This window comes from Agromyces binzhouensis, assembly GCF_004135055.1.
Classification (GTDB): Bacteria; Actinomycetota; Actinomycetes; order Actinomycetales; family Microbacteriaceae; genus Agromyces; species Agromyces binzhouensis.
Map to the genome: position 1 here is coordinate 1 of NZ_SDPL01000630.1, position 1,230 is coordinate 1,230.

Here is a 1,230-nt window from a genome sequence, read left to right on the forward strand (position 1 = left end):
GTCGAGCCGGAGCTCGCCCGGCCCGAGTCGCGGCGCCTCGGCTCCGTCAGGTTCGGGCGCCGCGTCGAGCACCTTCAGCCGGGTGCCGTCGACCTCGGTGTGCGCGCCCGGCTCGGGCGTGACGCCGCGGATGCGGGCGTCGACCTCGGCGGTCGAGCGGGTCCAGTCGATCCGGCCGTCCTCGATCCCGAGCTTGGGCGCGAACGACGGCTCGCCCGCCTGGGGGGTCGCGACGGCGCTGCCGGCCGCGATCGCATCCACGACCTGCAGCACGAGCTCCGCCTCGGTCACGGCGAGCGATTCGAGCGCCGCACCGGCCGTCTCGCCCGGCTCGACCGGACGCGTGCGCGACGCGTAGACGTCACCCGCGTCGAGCTCGGGCACGAGCCGGAACACGCTCGCGCCGAGCTCGGCGTCGCCGGCGATGATCGCGCGCTGGACGGGTGCGGCGCCGCGCCAGGACGGCAGTGCCGAGAAGTGCAGGTTGATCCAGCCGTGCGCCGGCATCGAGAGGAGCGGCTCCCGGACCAGGCCGCCGTAGGCGACCACCACGCCGAGGTCGGGACGGAGCGCCGCGATGCGTCCGGTCGCCTCGGCGTCGAGCCGAGCGGCGTCGATCACCGGGAGGCCCATGCGCTCGGCGGCCTGCGCGACGGGCGAGGGCGTCAGCACGCGCTTGCGGCCGAGCGGAGCAGGCGGCCGCGTCACGACGCCGACCACCTCGTGGCCGGACGCTTGGAGTCGTTCGAGGGTGGGCACGGCGACGGCGGGGGTTCCAGCGAACACGATCCGGAGGTGGGGCACACCCCATTGTCCCAGTGTCACGGGAGGTCGGGGTCGTCCATCCGGACGCGGACCACCGGCGGACGTCCGGGCCGACGCCCCGCGACCGGTCGCCGGCGCTCGGTCGCGGCGCGGATCGCCTCGCCCTTCAGTCGCTGGGCGACCTCGGCTCCGGCGCCGTAGCCGAATCGCACGATCGCCCGTTCGAGCGCCTCGTCGATCGCAGTGGGACCGAGCACGTCGACGCCGTCGATCGTGCCCACGCGTTCGAGCGCCGCGGCGAGGCGGTCGTGCGAGGACACGACCGACGCCATCCGCACCGCAGGAGGGAACCGGAGGGTGCGACGCGTCTCGAGCTCCTCGGCCGCCCACGCGGGCTGCCGCCAGGTCGCGAGCGCGGTGCCGAGCGCGCCGCCGACGCCGACGAGGAACACGGGCGACCCGGGC

General features: G+C 75.9%; 1 protein-coding gene and 1 pseudogene. Both read right to left on the bottom strand.

The features are described 5' to 3' along the window. Positions 1-804 (bottom strand): methionyl-tRNA formyltransferase (gene fmt / locus ESO86_RS17240; RefSeq protein ID WP_129235990.1); only part of this gene is annotated, 804 nt, incomplete at its 3' end. Positions 805-821: 17 nt separating this feature from the next. After that, positions 822-1,230: pseudogene (locus ESO86_RS19470) on the bottom strand (primosomal protein N'); the annotation flags it as partial.